At 67.4% G+C, this 19,405-nt stretch carries 10 protein-coding genes; 1 reads left to right on the top strand and 9 read right to left on the bottom strand.

The genetic code is table 11. From position 1 onward, the window contains the following. Positions 1 to 24: 24 nt before the first annotated feature. From KDK95_RS09965 to KDK95_RS09940, 6 genes are all read right to left on the bottom strand, one after another. Complete coding sequence (locus KDK95_RS09965; protein ID WP_212517783.1) at positions 25 to 1,104, bottom strand: hypothetical protein; 1,080 nt, start codon at positions 1,102 to 1,104, stop codon at positions 25 to 27. Between the two features lie 129 nt (positions 1,105 to 1,233). Beyond that, positions 1,234 to 2,826, bottom strand: coding sequence for a hypothetical protein (locus KDK95_RS09960; protein ID WP_212517782.1), 1,593 nt, complete (start codon positions 2,824 to 2,826; stop codon positions 1,234 to 1,236). Then, positions 2,792 to 3,391: a hypothetical protein gene (locus KDK95_RS09955; RefSeq protein WP_212517781.1), complete on the bottom strand. Its 600-nt coding sequence runs from the start codon at positions 3,389 to 3,391 to the stop codon at positions 2,792 to 2,794. The genes KDK95_RS09960 and KDK95_RS09955 overlap by 35 nt, the downstream gene beginning before the upstream one ends. 567 nt (positions 3,392 to 3,958) lie before the next feature. Continuing rightward, positions 3,959 to 6,547, bottom strand: a complete 2,589-nt coding sequence (locus KDK95_RS09950) for an RNaseH domain-containing protein (RefSeq protein WP_212517780.1) — start codon at positions 6,545 to 6,547, stop codon at positions 3,959 to 3,961. Beyond that, positions 6,541 to 9,879, bottom strand: coding sequence for a hypothetical protein (locus KDK95_RS09945; RefSeq protein WP_212517779.1), 3,339 nt, complete (start codon positions 9,877 to 9,879; stop codon positions 6,541 to 6,543). Before KDK95_RS09945 ends, KDK95_RS09950 begins: the two co-directional genes overlap by 7 nt. Further along, positions 9,876 to 11,063 carry a restriction endonuclease-related protein gene (locus tag KDK95_RS09940; RefSeq protein WP_212517778.1) on the bottom strand — a complete coding sequence of 396 codons (1,188 nt, stop codon included), beginning with the start codon at positions 11,061 to 11,063 and terminating at the stop codon, positions 9,876 to 9,878. The genes KDK95_RS09945 and KDK95_RS09940 overlap by 4 nt, the downstream gene beginning before the upstream one ends. A gap of 373 nt (positions 11,064 to 11,436) precedes the next feature. Here KDK95_RS09940 and KDK95_RS09935 point away from each other — a divergent pair, with 373 nt between their 5' ends. Continuing rightward, positions 11,437 to 12,888 (top strand): hypothetical protein, encoded by a 1,452-nt coding sequence (locus KDK95_RS09935; protein ID WP_212517777.1) that lies wholly within the window; start codon positions 11,437 to 11,439, stop codon positions 12,886 to 12,888. A 3-nt stretch (positions 12,889 to 12,891) separates the two neighbouring features. Here KDK95_RS09935 and KDK95_RS09930 read toward each other — a convergent pair whose 3' ends face one another. The 3 genes from KDK95_RS09930 to KDK95_RS09920 form a co-directional block, all read right to left on the bottom strand. After that, entirely contained in the window at positions 12,892 to 14,445 is a 1,554-nt protein-coding gene (locus KDK95_RS09930; RefSeq protein ID WP_212517776.1) for an endonuclease NucS domain-containing protein, read from the bottom strand. A 489-nt stretch (positions 14,446 to 14,934) separates the two neighbouring features. Then, positions 14,935 to 18,522 carry a DEAD/DEAH box helicase gene (locus tag KDK95_RS09925; protein ID WP_212517775.1) on the bottom strand — a complete coding sequence of 1,196 codons (3,588 nt, stop codon included), beginning with the start codon at positions 18,520 to 18,522 and terminating at the stop codon, positions 14,935 to 14,937. Continuing rightward, the gene (locus KDK95_RS09920) at positions 18,519 to 19,301 is read right to left on the bottom strand and encodes a Hachiman antiphage defense system protein HamA (RefSeq protein WP_212517774.1); all 783 of its coding nucleotides are present in this window, start codon (positions 19,299 to 19,301) and stop codon (positions 18,519 to 18,521) included. The genes KDK95_RS09925 and KDK95_RS09920 overlap by 4 nt, the downstream gene beginning before the upstream one ends. Positions 19,302 to 19,405: the final 104 nt, after the last annotated feature.

The following is a 19,405-nucleotide window of genomic DNA, read 5'->3' as shown; positions in this document are numbered from 1 at the left end:
TCGATCAGAGTGGCGTCCACGTCGTCACGATGCCTGCGCGCGTATTGCTCGTGCTGCATCGCCGTACCGGGCTGGCTGCACCCGAAGGCTTCGCGCGGACGAGGATTCGCGGCCGGCGGTCGTGAAAGCCGGGGCCGTATGCGGGCGGCGCGAGGGTCGGGCGTAGGCAGGATCGAGGTATCCCACCGTCCGCCTGCTGTAGTTGGTCACCGCGATTGCGTCGGAAGTATCGGAGCGGCTATGGTCGCGGCGCAGGTGAAGTGGATCGCCATTACTGAGTATGAGGGGCAGGTCGCCATAGCCTCGCTTGGGTACGAGCGGGACGCTGATCGTGCGGATGCGCCCGGCGACGAACGCGAGCAGCGCGCGAGGAGCGGCGAGCGTCGCGGCATGTCCGGCGAGCCGAGCGAGCGTGTCAGGGCTCAAACCAGAGGTATTCCAGGGCGCGTCGGTGCCTACCCAGTACAGAAACGCCCGAAAGGAGGTTGAGGCCTCGATCGGGCATAGTTCGCCCAGGCCGATAGCGTCGCCGCGGTCGCGCACCCCGATGGCGGAGGCGAAGCACGCGGCGGGAGAGTCCACCCCATATTTCGCCATGGCTGGCAGCGCTTCGAGCACAGGTGTCAGCGGCTGCGCGCACGCATGCTCGAGCAGATGGAGCAGGGCGGACAGCGCCCAGGCCAACTCTTTTGTGATCAGCCGATCAAGGACGGTTGCGAAACGCATCGGGTCGCTCACGGCGAGCCTGTCGACATGCCCGTCACGCAGCTGGTCGATCGCCAGCCCGCCGATCCAATCACTGGCCAATGCGGGTACGGCATCGAGCGTGACATGTGATTCCTCGGCGGCGCGGCTCACCTCGGGGATGGTGCAGGCGAAGGCGATGGCCAGGTTGATCAGTCGATGCCGCTGGTCGTGTTCGAGCAGAGTCGGGTCCTGGGTGATGACGGCGTGCAGGGCGCGCGCGGCTTCGAGGGCTGCTTCGTTGCCGCGCAGGCTCAGCCCGGTACGGAGAAACGCGGCGCGTAGCTGCGGGTCGGGCACGCGGGCGATCACGGCGCGCACGCGATGAGCGGCCACCTGCCGCAGGGCTCCGGCCGCCATCGGCTCGGCCCCTGTCGATGCGATGCCCGAGGGTGTGACCGCGAGGATTGAAGCAAGTGAGTGTAAGGCGCAGCGATCACTGCGCGCGCATGGCGAGATTCGCTTCGGTGCTGCACGGTTCTCGGACAGTCAATCCGGGGCGGACACGATCGCGTCGAGGAGGGTGAGTGCGACCTTGTGGTTGAAGCGCTGAGGCATGGCGTTGACGAACAGCGGCAGGAAGTGGCGCCGGTCACGCAGTACCGGGGGAAGGGAGGCGAGGTGGTCCGTCTGAGCATCGGCCACCAGGCGCGCCCAGCTCTGCGGCGCCCCAGGGAAGCGGTCGACTTGCGTACCGTTGCTGAATCTCCAGGCTAGGTAGTCCGCAGGGTCGTCCGGCACCAGTTCGATCATAGAATGAGTGGAGATGAGCTTCCAGTTGCGGGCGAGGAAGTCTCGCTGCGTGCTCCGGGCGAGCAACAGGAGGATCGTTTGCAGAGAATACGACTTGAACCGGAAGTCCTCATCGACGTCGTCCCCGGCGATGCCGATCTGCCATTCCGCGGCCTCGGCCGCGGCGTAGTACGGGCTAGGAAGACCGCGCTGTTGGAGGCTGGCCACCAGAATGCCGCCCAGCAGGCCGCACAGCCGGTCGTTGGCTTCCTGTTCCCGCCCACTCGCCCATGCCGTGAAGCACGCGTTGACCAAGAGCGGCACGGCGTACTCACCCGCTAGAACCTTCCCCGCCTCCAGCTTCTCCATGATGGCGCCAATCTCGCCGGCTCGATGGGGGTTTTTGCGCAAGATGCGGCAGTAGTTCAGGTATGACGCGACGTAGCCGAGGAGGTCCGTGCAGCGGAGCTTATACGTGACGGCCTCGGAGAGCAGGCCGTACTTGGCTTCGACGAAATTGTTTGAATGCTCCGCGAGTTCGTCGATCAGCTGGCGGAATTCGAGTTCGATGGCCCCGTAAGCCAGGCGTTCAGTGCCTCTGTACAGCGACGGTTTCAAGCCGTTCGCTTCGGCGAACTGGTAGATGCTTACGAGCAGCAAGACATGGGCTTTGATGATATCGAGCCTATTCCCCGCAGCGTACTTGTACGTCATCAGGTAGCTGGTGAGGATCAGGGACGCTTGGATGGCTTCGCTCTTCTTTTGACGGGAGCCGCTCGAGTGGCCTGCGAAGAAGACTTCGAAGTACTGCTTGAACTTCCCGCAGTCAAGGCTTTCGTCCCCGGGCTGGTTGTAGAGCTCGAGAAACACTTGCAGGTCGGTGATTTCGACGGGGAGGAAGCCCCCGAAACAGTCCGTGAAGTCTCTGGCAAGCTCGCCTGCGACGATCGTCTTGAGTGGGCGATGCCCCGCGCCCGCCTTGGCGTCGGAGTAGTCTTTGATTGTCCTGACGGCAGGATTTGCGATGTTGCCATTCGTTACGAGGTAGGCGTCCCACTCGAAAACCTCTCCTGGCAGCGATGGATGGACTGGCGGCAATTCTACGAGCTCATCGATTTCTCCTTTGATTTCCCGCCACGAGTTGCTCGTGATCTGCCCGCACTTGAGCTGGTAGCAGTGGACTCGACCTTCGCCGTCAATCGCGATGATGTCCTTTCCCTGCTCCATGGGCCCCTGGCTGGAAATATGAATGACCCGCTTGCCCTGCCGTAGCAGGAGCTGGCAAAACGGAACAGTGAAGGTCAGCTCGCCAACATTAGGCAACCAGTTTTCTACGATCTTGCTCAGCATTCCACTCCTCCCTCTTCCGGTCGACGATTTCTTGCAGGCGCGCCTGCGCCGCCGGGTCCTCGTTCAGCTGGCGAAGCACGTCTGCAACGCTCGCCTCTAGGTCTGGCCCGGTGTGCCACGTGGGCATCAGCGGCCTGCCGGCTGCATCGAAGGGCAGTTGCATCTTCTCGAACAGCTGCAGCGCGGCCTCGACAGTGAGCGGCTGGCCGTTCATCTGTACCGAGTTGCCGACTTCTTCAACTGCCTGGTTGAAGGATTCGAAATTGAACTTCGCCTGCTGTACTCCCAACTCCTCGCCGCGCTTACGCGCGAGCGCGACGGCATCATCGAGAGACATGGTGGGGATGTCGGCAAGCTCGATGGTGCACGCTGCGGCCGCTCGCTGGTATTCCGCCGCTTTCACGGCGCCATCGATGGTCGTGTACTGCAGTCGGTTTCCCTCATGCTGCTTGGATCTGGGGATAGGCGCGAACATGCCAAGCTGACCGCGTGCAGCGGCTCTAGCTTGAGTGTCAAGGAGCTTTTCGATCTTGAGCTTCAGTTGCGGGTACAGCGGTAGTGTCAAAGGATTCGACCTCCTTGCTAGACAGGGTTCGGACGTGGCTGAAAATCCTGGGCTCTCCGAAGCAGCGGCACAGATATTATGCGTGCGCTGCTGCCCAGGGCGGCGGGACTACCCGCCGAAGGCTGCGCTGTACGCATTTCGCCCGTTCTCGATGGCCTGGTCAAGCCGATGGTCATCTGGGTGGCACTCCGAGTGCTGTCATTTCCTCGTCGATGACCCGCCATACGGGACCGGGAGGTATTTTCATTCCGGAGACCGAACACAGCCCGCGCATGAGGCAAATCACGAGGCGGCATGGCACTCTGGTCGGCGAACATCGGCTGGCCGTCGCGCCACGGAGTGATCGCCGGCACGGGGTAGCCCCCGTGGGTCTCGAGGGCGCGCCGCCACCTCCGGCGGCATGCGGAGGACCCTGCGGCTGGCACAGAGTTCATCTTGTTCCTCTTCCGCGAGCCGGCTGTCGAGGGACACCGCGTGCTTCAGCAAATGGTAGAGCTCTGATCGGCGGAGTCTGAACGCCGTCATGGGCTGCGGCGTCCGGCCCCATGACGGCTGTTCAGACGCCGCTTAGTCGTCTTGGTCGGTGGCACCTGCCCCGTCGGGGAGGCTGCGTCCGCGGTATTCGGGGTGGCCTTGGTCGATGAGTTTTGCCGCGTGTAGGGGCACGGGGTGTTTGGTGCGGTAGTCCCCGGCGATGGGCTGGTGACACAGCTCGGCGATCGCCTCGGCGAGAGCCGGTTCGCGCTCGTTCCAGGGGCCGCGGTCGACGATGGTGTAGTGGACTGCGGTGAACGAGTGCCAGTCGTTGCCGAGGAAGGCGGAGTCGTCTTCGGGGACGGTGAACCGGGTGTATTTCCCGCCGGCGCGCCCAACGCTACCGAACCCCGTGTAGGTGCGGGAGGCTTGGCCGAGTACCCAGGTGGTGATCCCCGTGCTGCTGGTGCGCCGGTAGAGCGAGTCCTGGGGTTCGAGGGGCTTGTTCGGGTCGCTGTGGCGCCCGTCGGGTCGGTCGACGGGCTGGGGCACTTCACCGTAGGAGGTGTTGACGCTCACGACCGCGACCTGCCGGCCGCGCTCGCGCAGGCTGTAGCCGGGCAGCAGCCCTTGACCGAGGTTGGCGTGTTGGAGTCCTGGCCAGATCGTGCGGCCGGCCTCCGCGTCGACGAAGATCGCCGTGGGGAGGTCGCCGGGCAGGACGCGCAGGGCTGCTTCGATGTGCTCGCGCACCTTCTCGGCGCCATCGCGGTGCCGGGCGTGTCCGGGCTGGCCGATCGGCTGGGTGTGGAAGGCCGTTTGGCCTTCGGCCTGGGCGATCCACCGGCCGCTGTCGTGGTCGTACGCCTCGATCCGCCAGGGCTTGTCCGGGGCGCCGCTGGTGTAGACGGCGGTGAGGACTTCGACCATCTGGGTGAGGTCGGCCCCGCCCGGGCGCCTGCTCGATTCGCGCTGTTGGCGCAGGTGGAGTCCGATCAGGAGGGTCGGTTCGTCGAAGCTGGAGTAGCGGGCCAGGCGGGTGTCAAGGATTCCGGAGCGAAACAGCAGGTCGCGCAGGGCGTTTTCGGCCTTGTAGTCGCGAGCGGCGCGCTGCTTGGGGACGGTCGTGGCCGTCTCGCTCTCGGGTTCGCCCGGCGGCGTCTCGTCGAGGTTGGGTGGGTCGAGGGTGCGCAGGAACTGGGTGACGATCTGCTGGCGGGCGAGGTGGCGTTGCAGGGTGCGCTTGTGGTCGACCGGCTGGGTGGCACTGCGGGACTGGGCTCGGGCCTGGCGGGCGGTGAGCGGTTTCCACGGGGTCTCGAGCCACGACGTGCTCAGCGCCGGGTCGGTGGGGGAGGGTAGCAGGATGCGGAGTTGCTCGTCCCAGTCGACCTGCCCGGTGTGGGAAAGCGCTGGCACGTGGTGGAAGCGTACGCACAGCCGCTCGGTGAGCGCGACGTCCGTGCCGTCGGTGATGTGAGGCGCCTGCTCGCCCGCGGCGTAGTCGCCCAGGGTCTCGATCATGCGCTGCCGGGTGTGGGTATGGGTGTAGAGCGCGAGGATGCGGGCGCGGGGATGGCCGGTGGCCTCGATGGCGAGGTCGACGTCCTGCGGCGCGATCTTCCCGGTGGTCTGCTCCGGAAGCCGGAAACCGGTGTCTTCGTATTCGACCGGGGTGAGTCCCGCCAGCGCCTCCTTGGCGTGCCTGGCCACGGCCAGGTCGAAGCGGGTACCGGTGCCTTTGCCCAAGGGGAACTCGGTCGGGCCCGGCACCAGCACGCGGGTCGAGCCGTTCAACTGGCGAAGGTCGTCGTTGGTGCCCAGTTCCAGTGCTTCGAGGCCGCAGGCCTCGACGACCTGGGCGGCGTAGTTGCGCACGTACGGTTCCCACCCTTCGCCGTTCTTGCGGTGGCCGACCGGCAGGCGCAGCACGGTGCCGTCATCCCCGCCGCGCGCCATGACGGCGGTGCGGGTGCCGGCCCAGTGCGCGGCCAGGCGCGTGAAGGTGGGCAGGATGTTGAGCGCGTAGCACGACTCCCCGGGGAGGGTGATCATCCGCAGGTCGAGCTTGTGCATGGCGCGCCCGATCTCGCGTCCGCGGTACCGGGTGCGCGTGACGACGTCGTTCCAGCTCCACAGGCTGCCGGCGGTGTCCATCCGCCAGGTGATCGGCTTCGGGTAGCCGGCCAGGCGGAAGGGCTCTGCGGCGAGCCGCTTCGCGAATGACCAGGTCGCTACCCGGTAGAACCACCCGTTGGCCTGGGGGCGGCCGTGCTCGGCGTTGCGGACGTAGTCGGCGAGCGGGGCTCGGCGCGGGGTTGCGGCGGCGAGCAGCGGCCCGATGGTGTCGGCGTCATCTCCCGCGCGGATCAGGCGCTCCCAGGCGCGTGCGGCGGTCGCGAGGGTGTCGGCGGAGATCGGGTCGGTGGTGACGAGGACGGCGGGTTCGGCCAGTTCGTCGTCTACCAGGCCAGCGGTGTCGGGCATGAGGACTACGGGCTGGCCCGTCACGGCGCTGAGCGCGGTAGCCAGGGCGGCGTAGGCGGGGGTGCGGGGGCGCGCGCCGCTGTCGCTGTACCCGGGCAGCTGCCGCCACGCCGCCCCGAATTGTTCGGTCAGGGGGTAGAGGGTGACGGAGCCGAGCTCGGTGGGCGGGATGAGGAAACCGAGCGTGGCTAGCATGAGCGGTCCTTGCGGTGGGTGTCGGCGAAGTCGAAGAAGGCCTGGAGGGTGGCCCCGTAGTAGGCGCGAAGCCGCGGCAGCTCGCCGGTGCGCTCCCAGTCGGCGCGCAGTTCCTGGATGAGCTTGGGCAGGTCCGATCCGCCGCGCGGGTCGAGGAACGCGTAGTCCACGAGGTTGACCACCCCGGGGGTTCCGCCGCGCCGCGCGCGCCCGACGAGCTGGATCAGGGTGATGATGAGTTCCGCGGCCAGCGCCATCTGGGCGCGTTTGGGCAGGGCTCTCATATACCGCTGGCTGGTGGCCAGGTCCTCGAAGTAGTGCCCGGCGATATCGCGGCGTCGCTTGAGCTCGAGCCAGGGAGTCTCGCTGGAGCGGGCCTGGGCGTATGCGGCGGCGTTAACGTGTGCGAGCAGTTCCGCGGGATCGTCGATCAGCGGGACAGGGCGGATCGCGAGCCAGATCGACCCGATTGCGGAGCGGGTCTGGGCGGGCGCGAGGATGTTCAAGGAGCGTTCGATGCGCCCGAGCGGGGCGATGATGATGCGGGCCCGACGCATCCGTCCGAAGTCCTCGAGCCGGTCGCCGGGAAGTTCGTTCCACATGCCCGGCTGGTCCAGGCACGCCTGCGCGTCCGGTCGTACACCTACGCAGATCAGTTCCGGGTCGATCCCTCCCTGGCGAAGCCCCTCGGCCAGCAGGATGCAGCTTTCGTAGGAGGTGGTGGCCAAGGCGATGCGGTCCTGCACCCCGGGGGTGTCGGTGGCCTGCGCGAGGTCCTCGAGCTCACGGCCCAGGCGGGGGGCGAGCTTGCGTCCGAGTAGCCGGGTCGCCTCCCGCCGTTTCTTTCCGGTCTTGCCGCTGATGCGGATCATCTCGCGGTCAAGACCGGGGATCGGCTCGGCGCGTACGCTCACCCCGCCGGCGTCCAGGTCCGGTACCCACCAGGTGGGCGGGGTGTGGATGTGGTGGCGGTGGGCTCCGGGGAAGTAGGCGGTGGCCGAGAGGCCGAGCACCGCCCTGGAGTGCCCGGCCTGGGCGAGCGCGGTGACCGAGCCGAGTCCGGTGGTGTAGACGTGCGGGTCGCCGCCGAACCCGGATACCGCGAGGCGGGTATCTCCCGGGTTTCCCTCCGGTACGTGCTCGGTGAAGGCGAACATCAACCGGCCCTGCGGGCCATACGGGGCCGCCCGCCAGGTGCTGTAGGCCCCGAGCGCGTCGGCGATCTGCCGGGCCGCGGGGATGCCGGCGGTGTTGAGCCGGTTGGCGTTGTTCACGAACCAGTACAGGGTCGAGCGCAGCGGCACCAGGTAGGAGCGGCGCAGCAGCCGGTCCACTGTCTCCACGCGCAGCCGGTCGCCGATCCACTCGGACAGCTCGGCATCGAGCACGCGGCGGGTATGCTCGAGCACACCGCCGACCGCGCTCGGCGCCGTCAGGGCCCGCAATGCCTCCGCGATCGGCTTGACGTGGGCAGGCAGGTCCTCGAGCGGGGTCTTGCTGCGGGTCAGGTGCTTGAGCATCACCATGTCCGCCTGCTCGTGGCGGTGTGCCTCGGGATCGGTGACCATGAAGGCCTTGTCCTGTCGGAAGAACGCCTTGAGCATGACCGCGAGATACCCGTCCCACCGGTTGGGGATGATCCACTGCGGATGCTGGTCGACTCCGCGCTGCGCCCGCTTGCCGCCCTTGGCTCGGCGCGCCGGTGTCGGCCCCAGCCGGCCCCGGGCGAGGTGGTTGGCGTAGTCCATCGAGGACAGGCGGGCGGCGAACAGGTGGCCGCGCGTGGGTTCGTCCATCGAGCCCGGGACGCGGGTGAACGCCTCGGTGACCTGCCGGTCCAGTTCGTGCAGGGGGACCCCGTCGGTGCGCCCGCCCCACATCAAGACCAGTTCGCGCCCGGCTCGGCCCAACGCGGTGTCCTGGAACGCGTCGACCTCGTCGATCACCACCAGTTGACTGCGGGCCAGAACGAGCCGCTCGACACTCTCGTTCTCGACCGGCTCACCGTCGTCGAACGCCACCGGGATGCGCAGGCGCCCGACCTGGAAGTTGGCGTGCGTCGTCACGATGATCTTCGCGGTGGCCGCCTGTTCGACCAGCGTGTGCTTGCCGCAGCTCTGGTAGAACGGGCAGGTGTGGATGACCGGGAGCTTCGGCCTCCTCGGCTGTCCGCTGCCGGCGCGTTCAGGCGCGGGAGTGCCGATCGGGATCAGATCGCGGCACGGCTCCGCGCCGGGCACCCACGCGTCGACCTCTTCGTCGAGCTCTGCGGTGCCGGTCAGTCCGCAGCCGTAGCCCAGCGTGCGGTTGACCCAGGCGATGAATCCGGGATCGCGGCTGGTGGCGGTGACCTTCTCGCGCACTGCCATCATCGAGTCGGGCGACATCAGCGGCACCACCACGCCGCGGGAGGGCAGTCCGAGAGCGTCGAGGTCCTGGATGATCCCGTAAGCGAGTTCGAGCGCGGCGAAGTTGTTCGGCACCACCAGCGCGAGGGTCGTGTCCTGTTGGACGCACCAGCTGCCCAGGCCGCGCATCATCACGGACTTGCCGACGCCGGTGGGGGCGTTGAGCACGGACATCGGGCCAGCGCTAAGCCGCAGCTCGTCGCGCACCTGCTCGTCCTGCCCGGTGCGCAGGTTCGCGAACAGCGTGTTCGTCGTTCTAAACGTCTGGCCCTGCAGGCCGTCGAGGGTCGCGGCGAGCTGCTGGAACTGGAGGACCTTCACCCCGATCTCCGGCAGCGGAGGCGCGGTTGTGACTCGCGGCACGGCGACCTCCGGCGCCTTGTGATGCTCCTGGAGGTGGTAGCGGGCGTCGATGGTGAACGACGCCCCGGTGTCCTGGTTGGCTACGCGCAGCGGAGCCGTGTACATACCGGGCGGAGCCACGACGGAGCGCGAGGGTGCCTGGGCCCGGATGGTGTCGAGCTCGTCGAGCAGGGCTCGTGCGCAGGCAAGCGGATCGCTCCCGTGATGGGGCGCGGCGGCGCCCTCGCCGGCCGGCCCGAAGTGGGTGATGCGGCCTTCGGCGAGCATCGAGGGGGCGTAGTTGAAGAACTCCGTGTCGACGGCGAGCAGGTTCTGCCGGTGCCTGAGCATGCGGGCGAGCAGCAGTTCCTCGAGTTCGCTCAGATCCTGCGCACCACTCCACGCGTCGAGCTGCCCGGTCAGCAGGTACTGGGCTGCCGAGAGCGGCACGACGGTGCCGAAATGGTCGTCCTTGACGGCGAAATGCCGCTCGGCGAACAGCAGGGAGCATGAGATAAGCCGCGGGTAGAGGGCGGTTTCGTCTGCGCGTGGCGTCGCGCGGTCTTCGAACTCGTCGATCATGCCGCGCTCCGCTCGGCCTGGCGCAGGGCGCGTTCGATCTCCCTGCGCACGCCCGTTACCAGCTCGATCCGGTAGCCCGGAAGCAGGCTCTGCAGTTGGCGCCGCTGCGACTCGCCGCGGTGGTCGGGCAGCACGATCACCTTCGCTGCGAGAGGTTTGGCGAGCACCTCCTCGGCCAGGCGGACCGCGTCGAAAACGTCCTTGACGTCGAACAGCTCGCTGTAACCAGCCTTCTCGATCTCGACGAGGACGTCGGCCTTGTCCTTGCCGGGAAACAGCCCGATGGTCAGCAGTTTCTCGTATTTGGCCTTTTGGCGCTCAAGCCATCGGTAGAGCTCGAGCTCGGTCACCCCGGAGACCACGATGTGTCGCCAGACCGACACCGGGACGCACACACTCCGGCGCTCGCCATCCGCGCGGAACGTCTGCGCTCCCGGCGCTCGCCCCGGTACGCCGGGATCGCGGCGCGAGAGCAACGGTCCACCGCGGGAGCCGGCGACCTTCCTGACGAAGTAGTCCGCCTGATGCGGCCCGTAGGTGCACCACACACGGCTGCCTTCCACCCGCATCGGATACCGGCAGGTTGGGCACGCCCACCAGTACGCATCCTGATACACCCTGTCGCCGGGCAGCGTCCGGTACTCGACCGCCGGTCGCAGCGACTTGAGCGCGTTCGCCGCGTTGATCAGCGCGTCGAACTCGCCGGCGGGATGTTCGATTACGAATCTGCGACCGGCGGTGTACTGCTCCGGGCTCGCGCCGTCGTGCAGGCGCCGGAAGGCGTCGTTCTCGATCATCTCCCCGCGCGTATACGCCCACGAAGGCAGCCACGACGAGGTGCGATCGTTCTTGCCCAGGACATCGATCACGCGCTCGCAGCACCGCTCGAGCACCTCGTCGTTGAGCTCTCCATCGATCAGCACCTGCACATCGGCGACCGCCGTGTCCGCGAGCAGTTCGGGGGCGAGTTCTTTGAGCGGGCGCTCGAGCGCGGTGATGAGTGAGTCGACGCCCTTCGGGCCGCGTCCCGGGCCGCAGGTGGCCATCACCACCCCGGCCATGCGCGCCATCTCGAACCAGGCGGCCGGCTCGGTGTCGCGGACCGAATAGGCGTAGCCCGAGCGGACCATCGCGGTCACGAGGGTGTCCCGGCGCAGCGCGCACGGGTCCATAAGAGTAATCACAAGATCCCATCCACTTTACTGAGTGTCCTGAGGGGGCCTTCCGTGATCGAGCATCCTGCCAGAGCCCACCGACAGAGACGCGACGGTCCGACAATGCGGCGTATCGATCACACGGTGCTCCTGCAGATCACAAGGGCAAATGCGACAGTTCTCGATGCCAGCACTTCACCCGATGGGATGAGTCCACGCCTGGAGCGCCAGCTTGACAGACGTGTCGACATCAGCTCGGCCCTGCGGTCCGCACGCCGTCCACCACCGCATCCGGGCCGATCGGACCACGCGACGGGCTAGAGCGCAGGGGCCTGTTGTAGAGTGCTTAGACGGCTCTTGGAATCACGGAGGGCAAGCAGCGGTGGGCGGGAGGGACGGTCGGGTGTCTCCTGCGCTTCACCTGCCGGACGGTTCGCGCCTGGACCTGCGCAGCGATGTGTACTTCGGCAGTGACCCCCACCCGAGCCGGGCAGGGCTCGTGGACATGTTTATTACCTGGAACGCCCGGCGCGTCCACGAATACGGCCCGTGGTCCCGGTTCTACGGTTCGACCCTGGGCGTCTTGCTCACGCTCTTGCGCGCCGCGCGGGACCAGGCGGCCATGGAGATCTTTCTCTCGCTCGACGACGATACGGTCAATGACCTCGCTGAGCTTCGCGCGGCCGACATACCCATCATCGGCGCCGACGCCACGAATCTGTTGGCGCGAGCAGGGATGAGTGTGGCAGTGCGCGGCCAGAACTGGCTGGATCTGAACCGCGCTTACGAAGTACTGCTGGGCACCCAGGGCTCGGATGCCCCAGTGGCCGGTCTCCTGGCCGAGGCACTGGACCTGACGTGGAGCGCGAACTCGAACCATGCGATGCGTCTCTATCGGCCCCGCGGGCCCCTGGTCTACAGCGACGGCGCATCCGAGGACGGCGGGCTCCCCACCGTGCTTGACCTTCTGGAGTGCGCGAGCGCCTTGGACGAGTCCGATGCGACGTACTCGGGCTATGTGAGCCGCTTCGCTGCGCCACGCCTGGGCCCACGCGTTCCGGCCAAGCGCGGCGACGGGCACTTCGACCTGGTCGAGCAGTGTGCTGAGGACCTCGCCGGACGGCACCTCGCCCCCGGACTTCTGCTCGCCTTGATCGATTTCGCGCTCAATCCACCGGTGCCCGGCCTCACCGAAGGCGTCACCGAGGTCGAGGTCGGCGAACTATGCGCCGGTAGCCGGTTCGCGGCAGCCGCACGGGCGGCACGCGAGAGCAGCTCCGGCATCGAGCATTTCTTGCCCACCGGCGAACTGCACGCCTCGTTCTGCGAAGAGATCGCAGAGCGAACCGGCATGCGCTACGGCCTGGTGACGCACCGACTGACCCAGGCCACATCGATCGACGAAGCCGTAACCGCAGCGAGAAGCCCGAGCTCTACAACCAGCGCAGTAGCCCTCGTCTACGCCGATCGCCTTCACCGCATGCGAAAGCAGGACCCGCACCTCATCGCGCACTTCTGGGTGAACTTCCTCGATCTGGGCCAGCCGAGATTCGTGGACCCCACGCTGCCGGACTTCGCCTGGTGGCTATCTCCGCTGCTGCATTCCGCAGGTGGCAAGCTCGCCGGCTCGGCAGCGTTAAGGACCATGACCACGGAGAGCGTCTCCAAGCTGTGGACCTCGACGGCGCTCACCGGCGCCATCCACGATGCGATCAGCGCGATCGGCCCGTTGAGTATCGCGCACCTTCCTGAGCAGGACATGCGCGATCCCGAGGTCACCGAACGGCTCAGCTGGTACCTGCGCCAGATGATCCGCATGGATCTCGAGTGGGACGGATCTAAGCGCGCCGGTTAGCGGTTAGCGGTTTGCTGTCTGGCCGATGTAGGGCCCGTCGAACGCGAACCACAGCATCTTCAGCACGTCACGGTGCCCGGCGTAGAAGTCGTGAAGTGGCGCCATCGACAGCGCCTGTTCACCAGACGCCCGCCTGCCTTGGCGCACGCGTGTGTATCCCTCAGCGCTGGGCTCGATCATGTGCAGCGCACCGTCCGTGTCGACCTCGACCATCGCGTGCCGCAGTCCTGCGATCTCCAACGCGATCTGCTCCAGCTCGACGTCGCCCTTCTGCGCGGCCCAGCCGAGCTTCCCGCCGAACAACTCGTCGATGCGTTCGTGCAGATCCCACGACATCCGCCCGTTCCACACGAGCGCGCCCTCCAGAGCGATGACGCGCTGTCCTGCCTCAAAGACTTGGCATTTGAGCATGGGGGCGTACTCCGTCATCCGGTCCGGGTAGCCGTGGATAACGGAGGAGACGAGATCGAGCGGATTGTTGACGGTGATCAGGAAGTCCGCGTTGGGGTGGGCCCGGCCCGCGTCACTTAGCCATGCGGGTAGCAGCTCCCAGGCTCCGCAGCCGGCCACGATGGGTCGAACCCGTTCGATGTAGTCCATCCACCGCCGTCGGTTGCTGGGAGTGGCAGTTTCAGACAGGAAGTAGGGGTTGAGGCTGCGTGCAGTGCCCGCGAGCTCGTGCACGACGTCCATGAGCGAGAGATGGCCGTCCTCGCGGTAGAGGCCGGTCCCACGGAATCCCTCGAAATGCCAATGACTGCCGAGTAGGCTGGCGAATACGGTGAAGCTCCCCATCTCCTGACTGCGGGTCCGCACGTCGCGCACGAGGCGCGCGAGGGCCTCGGATTCGGCGGGCCACTGCTCATCATCGCAGCCGAACTCGGTAGCGTATGCGGCCAGCTCAGCGACATGGGGAAGGTCGTAGTCCATCTCGGCGAGTGCGAGGTACAAGGCGTACTTGCCCACGACCCGGTGGGCTGGCCCGGTCCAGGTCATGTCGACGGCGACCATGTGCTCGATGCCCTGTGTCTTAGCGAGGTCGTGCAGGCGCCGCCAAGTCGCAGCGCGCTCTTCCGGGCGCTGGCAGATGAAGATGAGATGGCAACCACTAATCGGGCGCAGCCGCGGTGCCGGAAGCGGCGCGATCGGGTGGGCGGTCAGCGTGGGGGGCTCGACGCTGGTATCGATGGACAACTCGAATCCGCGCAGATCGAGCTCGCTGGAGCGAACGGCCGCGCTGAAGGCGACTCGTAGCTCGTGCCAGGTGGTGGAAACGATGATCGCGCGAATCTCAACCGGATCGATGCCGCGGGCGGCAAGGAGCCCGGAGTACTTGGCGACCTCGTGAAGCGCCTCGCGCGCTGAGCTGTTGGCTCGCTTCACTTCGATAATGACGTACATGCCGTGCCGGTCGCGCGCGAGGATATCGATCGAGCCGCGAGCGCCGTGGTCGTTGGCCAGAGGGAACTCCACGCGCACCAGGCGGAGTCCGGTCTCGAGGATGTGCAGATTCGCGGCGAGTAGGTCGCGCACCTTGTGCTCGGGCAGTTCGGCCACGCTTTACTCCGATCCGGCCGATGCGATGCGGCAGCCGACGCCGCGCCTAAGCCAAGTAGTGATCGTATCGCCGACCGTTGGCGGAGGCGAAGCAGGCATCTGATCTAGCGGGCCGCTGTCTTCATCCGGTTCGCGTCCCGTTGACGTGGTCGCCACGGAGCCGGCGGCGCAACCGTCGACGGGTCCACGACCGACAGTGCGTCTGCTGCCGTTGAACCACCTCTCCACGGACAGGCCTGGGGTCCTCGCCCGGGGAGCGATGGGTCCGGCCACGGCCCTGTTTGGTACCGCGAGTGCTACAAGGTGCTGATCTTGACCGCCGTCAAAAGCCTGGAGAGCGCACTGTACGCGGCGTTGATGCTCGCTCCGCTCACCCCGGACGGAGGCCGAGGTGAGCGGACTAAAAGGCCAAGGCCTGCTTTTCCGCTACCGCTTCGCGGCGGGAACTGGCAGCTGAGGCACCGATCAGTCCTCGGCCCATCCGCCGCCCTATCTCACCAGCCTGGCGATGCCCAGTTGCTCAGCGCGGACGAGGACGCGCGGTCGGCGGTCTTGAAGTCTGGGGGTGTATGCAGGCGGATCGATGTAACTTGCGCTCGCAAGGAGCGCGTCATTGTCCATCAGCGGTGCGAGGACGCGGGAGTAGGCGGGGTCGAGGCGTCCCAGCGTCCGCGTGCTCTCGTCGGTCACAGCGATCGTGTCGGGACCGTTGGCCTGGTCGTGCTCGCGGTGTAGGCGAAGCGGGGCGCCGTTGCGTGGCGCGGGATCCGAGCCCAAGCCGCCTTGTGCGGGCACGAGCGGGACGCTGATCGTGCGGATGCGCCCGGCGACGAACGCGAGCAGCGCGCGAGGAGCGGCGAGCGTCGCGGCATGTCCGGCGAGCCGAGCGAGCGTGTCAGGGCTCAAACCAGAGGTATTCCAGGGCGCGTCGGTGCCTACCCAGTACAGAAACGCCCGAAAGGAGGTTGAGGCCTCGATCGGGCATAGTTCGCCCAGGCCGATAGCGTCGCCGCGGTCGCGCACCCCGATGGCGGAGGCGAAGCACGCGGCGGGAGAGTCCACCCCATATTTCGCCATGGCTGGCAGCGCTTCGAGCACAGGTGTCAGCGGCTGCGCGCACGCATGCTCGAGCAGATGGAGCAGGGCGGACAGCGCCCAGGCCAACTCTTTTGTGATCAGCCGATCAAGGACGGTTGCGAAACGCATCGGGTCGCTCACGGCGAGCCTGTCGACATGCCCGTCACGCAGCTGGTCGATCGCCAGCCCGCCGATCCAATCACTGGCCAATGCGGGTACGGCATCGAGCGTGACATGTGATTCCTCGGCGGCGCGGCTCACCTCGGGGATGGTGCAGGCGAAGGCGATGGCCAGGTTGATCAGTCGATGCCGCTGGTCGTGTTCGAGCAGAGTCGGGTCCTGGGTGATGACGGCGTGCAGGGCGCGCGCGGCTTCGAGGGCTGCTTCGTTGCCGCGCAGGCTCAGCCCGGTACGGAGAAACGCGGCGCGTAGCTGCGGGTCGGGCACGCGGGCGATCACGGCGCGCACGCGATGAGCGGCCACCTGCCGCAGGGCTCCGGCCGCCATCGGCTCGGCCCCGAGCTGCACGGCAGCGAGGGTGTCGCCGAGCACCTTTTGGATGCCGCTGGTGACCAGCTCCTCGTCGCCGGTGTCCACCGCTTCCTCCATGAGCGCGGCCAGTAGCTGCAGGTCGAGCGCCTGCAGCGCGGCATCGTGCGCGGTCGGCTCGTCCGGGTCGAGCTCGAGAAGCGGATGGGACTGGTCCGGCGCCTCGGGGTCGATCCTGGCCGCGACGAGGGCCCGGTAGAGCTGCACGAGGTGCGACTCGACCGGCTCGAGCCAGGGGTCGTCGAGGTAACGCTCACGCAGATCTTCAGCCTCGGCTGCGTCGGTGGCGACGAGGATCACGTGACCTTCGCTCTCGCGAAACGGTCTCCCCGCGCGACCCGCGGTGTTGAGAAACTCCCGGATGGAGACGGGGACACCCTGGCGCGAGGTGCCGGACACCAGCACGGTCTTGGTCGGCAGGTTAACCCCCTGGCTCAGGGTGCTGGTGGCGCACAGCACCCGCAGCGCGCCGCAGCGGTAGGCGCGCTCGATACCCTGACGCACTGCTTCGGGAACATCGGCGTGGTGGTACCCGATGCCCGCCGCAACAAGAGTTTCCAGCTCGTGCCCGCTGCCGCAGTACTGGAGGACGAGCTGGTGCAGCCGTCCACGCTCCTCGACCACCTCGGGCGGAAGCCCGCCACCCTCGTTAGCACCGAGGCTCAACCCGGCTGCGCGTACTGCGCGGTCCACGGCTCGGGCGGTGGCCGAGACCGACGGCTTGGTCGGAACGGAAATGAGCACCGGGCCGAGTCGCTGGTAGTGCACGGCGAGCTCGGCGGCGATGTCCTTGCGTTCCTTCGGGTAGAGCGCCGAGCGTTTGGGTACGGTGCGGGTAAGAACGTACGGGACGAAGAAGCCCGCCTCGACGTCCGTGGCTCGGTATTCGACGAACCCTTGCTGTCCTTCGCGCGCCGGGCCGCGCCAGGTGAACACACCCATCCGTAGGCGTGAAGGGGTCCAATCGACGCTGGCCAGATGCGCTCGGCCGGGATCGAGCCAGTCCGCGAGGTCGCTCGGATTCGGCAGCACGGCGGACAGCAGCAGGATCCGAGCCGCGGGAATCGTCCGGCGCACCCGAGTCAGGAGCATCTCCAGGCGCAGTCCGCGCTCGCCGTAGTGGTCGCCGACCAGGTGGCCTTCATCGATCACCAGCAGGGCCAGGCGTCTGGTGATCGTCGGGTCGTTGCGCAGCAGCAGGTCGAACTTCTCGCTGGTGGCAACCAGAACGTCGGTCGTAGCCACGAGATGGTCTTCGAACGCGGCGTGCTCGAATCCGCCGAAGAGTGCTGAGACGCGCAGGCCCACCGCGGACAGGTGGCCTTCGAGATCGTGTTCGACCTGCCCGGCCAGGGCTCGGCTCGGCACGAGATACACCGCCAGCGGGGACTCGAAGCCGTCGGTGGAGCCTGCGAGGGCGTGCAGGATCGCCCACTCGGCGAGGTGGGTCTTGCCCGCAGACGTCGGCATCGTCACGGTCAGGTTGGTCCGATCCCGATCCAGCAGCCCGGCATCGAGCACGCGCTGCTGAGATGGCCAAACCTGCACCACCGCACGCTGCGCAGCGACAAGAACGCGCAAATACTGGTGCCACAATGCGTTCCAGCTTCCGGCGCGGCGCAGCAGCCGCCAGGGGGAGGTCGCCACCATGTCCTCAACCACGTGCACGAGGTTGTCGAGTAAGACCCAGGTATCGACCACGCCCGCGTTTAGCACCAGGCCGCGTGCAGTCTCGAGATCGTCTGCCGCAGCGCGGCCGGCCTCGAGCAATCCGGTGCGCCAGAACTGGGAGAGCCTGCGTGCTGCCCGGCCGGTGAGCGCGTACACGGCGAGCATGGCCGCATCGGTCTCGTCCGGCCCTGTGCCGCGTGCCTCATCGAGCAGCATCGCTTCGAACCCTACGGCGCTTTCTCGCGTCGACGCACCCAGCCTGGCGACGGCGCTGACATCGCGTGCCAGGATCGCGCCCACCAGCTCCGGGATCGCCGCGGCCGCCAGCTCGCTTGCGCGCGGCTCGCGGACCTCTGACTCACCCGCCGCGGCCCGGACTTCACCGAGGTAAGACGCGGCCAGCGCGGCGGCGTTCGCCTGATAGCCGGCCAGGCTCCAGGTCGATGCGGCCAACGCCAGCAGTTCGGCGCGCTCCGCCGAGCCCGGCGGGCGGCGCTCGGCCAGGTCCGCATAGGTCTGGGCGATCTGGGGCAGCTGCCCGGGCTCGCGCCGCCGCTCGCGGGCCGTGCGGGTGAGCTCGCCTTGGCGGGCGAGGTCGGTGGCGCTGCGCAGCTTGACCTCATCGAAGGTGTACACCGGTTCGGACTCTCCGGGCCGTCGAACCTGGCCGAGCAATGTCGCCGAGCGAAGTTGACGCCGCCAAGTCGAGCGGCCGGCCGCGGCGAACGCCGCGGCCCCGGCGCGCCGAATCCGGCCGCCGTAATCGCGCACCGCGTTCATCGGCCGACTCCCACAGCGACGACGGCTTGGGGCACCGCGTCATAGGCTGAGGCGATCGTGTCCTTCAGGCCCTTGACCCGGATCACGGTCGCATCCGTCTTCTCACGCACAGCCGCATCAGTGCGGCTCACGATCCGCTCGTCCCACAGGTCCTCGTCATGCACCAAGACGATGTGACGTTCGAGGACATAGTCCGCGGCAAGCAGCATCATGATCCGCGATCCGATCGCGGCGTGCCCCGCCTCGAGCAGGCGGGCGGCAGCGAACTGGATCGCCGAGGGCAACGTCGCGATGGCCGACTCGAGGCTTACGGCCGCCTCCTCGCCGATGCCCAACCTCTTGCTGGTGCGGGTCTTCACTTCTGGCGCCGCCACCACCTGGGGCGATCGCGTGAGCCGGAATGCGATCAAGTCGCAGCTCTGCACCGGCTGGTTCGGCCGGTGCTTATAGCGCAGCTTCATGATCGGCACGCAGTACCGGCGCACCCGCCGGAATAAGACGCCGGTCAGCGCCTCGCCGAAGTCGCCGTGGCGCACCGCCACCGAGGTCGGCAGCTTGCTCGCAGCCAGCTGCCTGGCCATGGCGTCGAGGCCGAGGTCGGCGAACACGTCGACGAGGACGGCCCGCTCCGCAGGGTTGAGATAGTTGCGCGCCAGCTCGCGGCCGAGGGCTTCTTGGACGTCCGCCTCGTCGAGTCCGTCGTCGACCAGAACCTCGCACAGATCCAGCATCGGCGAGATCTGGCGCCGACGTTCGCGGCCGAGCCATCGATCCAGCATCGACCCTCCCATCCCGTTCTAGCACGAGCCGCGCTCCGCGGCCTTTACTCCATTAGAGCACACGCTATGCGTTTACGCTGCAAACACATGTCTCCCATGGAGTC

The organism is Actinospica acidithermotolerans (genome assembly GCF_018139625.1).
Lineage (GTDB): Bacteria > Actinomycetota > Actinomycetes > Streptomycetales > Catenulisporaceae > Actinospica > Actinospica acidithermotolerans.
Note: the sequence above shows the minus strand (reverse complement) of the source record. Positions and strands in the feature narration are given on the sequence as shown.